Source organism: Azoarcus taiwanensis, from assembly GCF_012910885.1.
In the GTDB taxonomy this organism is placed as follows: Bacteria; Pseudomonadota; Gammaproteobacteria; order Burkholderiales; family Rhodocyclaceae; genus Azoarcus_F; species Azoarcus_F taiwanensis.
On sequence record NZ_WTVM01000231.1, the window covers coordinates 1 to 2,601 of the forward strand.

General features: G+C 62.7%; 3 protein-coding genes and 1 pseudogene. 2 read left to right on the forward strand and 2 right to left on the reverse strand.

Features of this window, described 5'->3' with window-relative positions; translation table 11 throughout:
* Nucleotides 1-320, reverse strand: a pseudogene (locus tag GPA21_RS21405) (HAD family hydrolase); the annotation flags it as partial.
* A gap of 193 nt (nt 321-513) precedes the next feature.
* On the opposite strand from GPA21_RS21405, the gene GPA21_RS19800 reads away from it, so the two are divergent.
* Together GPA21_RS19800 and GPA21_RS19805 are read left to right on the forward strand one after the other, a co-directional pair.
* Entirely contained in the window at nt 514-930 is a 417-nt protein-coding gene (locus tag GPA21_RS19800) for a hypothetical protein (protein ID WP_168989788.1), read from the forward strand.
* 18 nt (nt 931-948) lie between these two features.
* Nucleotides 949-2,130, forward strand: coding sequence for a hypothetical protein (locus GPA21_RS19805; protein ID WP_168989789.1), 1,182 nt, complete (start codon nt 949-951; stop codon nt 2,128-2,130).
* A gap of 135 nt (nt 2,131-2,265) precedes the next feature.
* On the opposite strand, the gene GPA21_RS19810 is transcribed toward GPA21_RS19805, so the two are convergent.
* Nucleotides 2,266-2,601, reverse strand: a 336-nt coding sequence (locus GPA21_RS19810) for a conjugal transfer nickase/helicase domain-containing protein (protein ID WP_168989790.1), incomplete at its 5' end; no start/stop codon positions are given.

Consider the following 2,601-nt stretch of genomic DNA (forward strand, 5'->3'; position numbering starts at 1 on the left):
CGGAAAGACTGCCATAACCCCAGGTCGCGGCGAGGAAAGGGGGGTGGTTGGCGTCGGCCGAGCGGCCGTCTTCGTCGCGGTCGCCGACGTACACCGCGCTGGCGGTGTCGATTCGGCAGTCAGCGAGCAGGCGGGCGATCATCGCGGCCTTGTCGGGCAGGCGGGGCTCGAAGAGGTCGAGCGCGTATACGGCATCGAGACAATTTTTTTCCGAGGTGGCGAAGAATCAGGTGGGCGGGGTGCAGCCGTTTGTTGGTCGCGATGGACATCGACAGCCCGCTACCCTTGAGGCGTGCGAGCATTGCGGGGATCCCATCGAAGTCGGACGCCAGCGTCGTTTCGGAGGGGGGGCGCGGTGAGGAGACCGCTCCGGAATCTGCGCATCGGGATGCCCTGTGGTGGGCACCGCAGTCCGCGCTCTGGGCCCGTTCGCGCAGCGCTCGGGACTTGGTCCAGAAGTTGGACCGCTTGCTTGCCCCTCAGCCGAGTGGCGCGTCGTCGCAGGCGTGCGGCGTGCGCGTGGTCGTGCCGGGCGATCGTAGATTGGCCCGGGAGCGGTTTTCTGTCTACTGGGATCAGTTCCCGCGACTGCTTGGCGCAGACGTTTCCCTGATGAACGGCAACCTGGAACTGCTGCTGGTGCCGGAGCGGCTGGTCTGTGCGATGTTCCACTTTCATCTCGCCCACCAAGCAATTGCGATTCCCGTCGGCTTCGTGTCCTCGCATCCGGATCACCTTCGCGCGGCGGGTGCGCTGGTGTCGGGGCGGGTCCGCGTCAAGCCGGGCGCGATCTTGGCCGCGAGGGAGGAGGGCGGCGCGGAGGCAGTCCAAGACCTGGCGGCGCTGATCGAACGGCTATCCAGTCTGGCCATGGCGGCGACCCCGACCAAGGATGGCCGGCCGCGGCTGACCTTGAAGAAATCCATATGAGCTTGGTCTAGCGCTGCGATGTCCCTCGAAGACTTGCCCGCTCTTTCGCAGTCTTGGGTCTGCACGTCCCAAGGCGAAGTGGCAGGATCGCGCCCCAACAAGAAGCCGATTTCGAATTTCGTACTCGAGTATGTGGAATCAGAGACCCAGAAGCGGCTCGCGCTGAGCGAAGGGGAGGTGGTTCCGCTCGGCTTCGATGACCTTGTAGCCCTGCAGGGAAGGCTGCGCGATCCGATAAGTTATCCCCTCAAGGTCCGGGGCGCGCGCGTGGAGTCCAGCGATTTCGACCACATCGATTGTAGCCAACGGCTAACCGTCTCGGCGGATCTTCAAAGCAACCATGGGTCCACGGTGTTGGCACTGGTCAACGGAGGGTGGTTGCCCTCGGGGTTGGCGCTTGACGACGAGATATTGCTGTTGCCAGATCGTTGCACAGTGGCGGCGATTCGAAGTCGCTTTGTGGGTGGGGCTCGTAAGGACGGGCTGAAGGACGACTTCCTGGAATTTGCGCGAGGCAAGCGCCTGCGGATCAATCCGATGTTGTATGCGATGGAGGGGAAGTCAGGGCGTCTCAATCCGACTGAGTCCGAACTCTCGGAACTGTTTGATCGTGCCGCAGAGAAGATTCTGGAGGCGCTGCCCAACGCTGTCGTGTTTCCGGAGAAGGTTCACGTTATGCGGGGGGCGATGGGGCTGCTTAACGACATGGCGGATGGATTCGCTGCGCGGCAGCGCTTTCTCGTCAAGGCGGCGCCGCTGATTGCCACGCCGGTGCGCCACGCAAATCTTCAAAGGGTTTGGCTCCAACTGATGGACCTGCGTGAGCGTTACGGCGTGCCGAAGGCGTCAATGCTCGTATGCGCACTATTGAGCGCGAGTGCCGCTCGCCCCGCAATGAATCCGGCTCAGGCCTTGTTGAAGCCAAGGCGTAACTACACGGATAAGAACGCATTCAACGCGCTTGCTGATCTTCGGGCCCTCGACCTGTTGATCGCGGCCGGAGCTGACTCTCCAGAACAGAGGGTGGCACTGCTGACCGAGGATCGCGCGCTTGCATTGTACTGGACCGGTTTGCAGATCAACAGCCTTCGACGGGATGGTTCGAATATCCACTATGCGATCAATCCGCACCGGGCTCTGTTCGGGCGCTTGAGCGAGCAGGAGCAGTCCAATCTGTGGCGGCTCACCCATGGCCTTTAGGATCGTAGCCGTCAAGGCAGGGGAGGCGCCGAGTCGCATCAGTCGAGGCCTCGTGTCCGATCGCCGTCGATTTGGCACACTTGGCGCTCGATTGATGACGAGTACGCTGTGTGTCCGAAGTGATGCTCCGCTGCCCTATGTTCCCTCGGTCAATTTCAGGTAGGGGTTGTTGGCGGGTAGCTGTTCGAAGATCTCCCCCGGTGAATTGAGCAGATAGCCGTGCAGCCGCCGCGACTTGCGCGGCCCCGTCACCTCGCAGGTCCAGATGTTCAGACCGTTGGGCTGTTTGCGGTGTAGCTGCAGGCGTTCGAAGCGCTTCTGCACCCATTGCCAGTCGGCGAGTTGGGCTTCCTTGGCCTGTTTCGCCGCCATGGGGTGCTCCTGCGCGTAGCGCTGGAACACGCCGGGGCTGACCAGGTAGGCGGTGTCGGCCACGGTGTGCACCAGGGCCTTGGCGTCGTTGATCAAGAG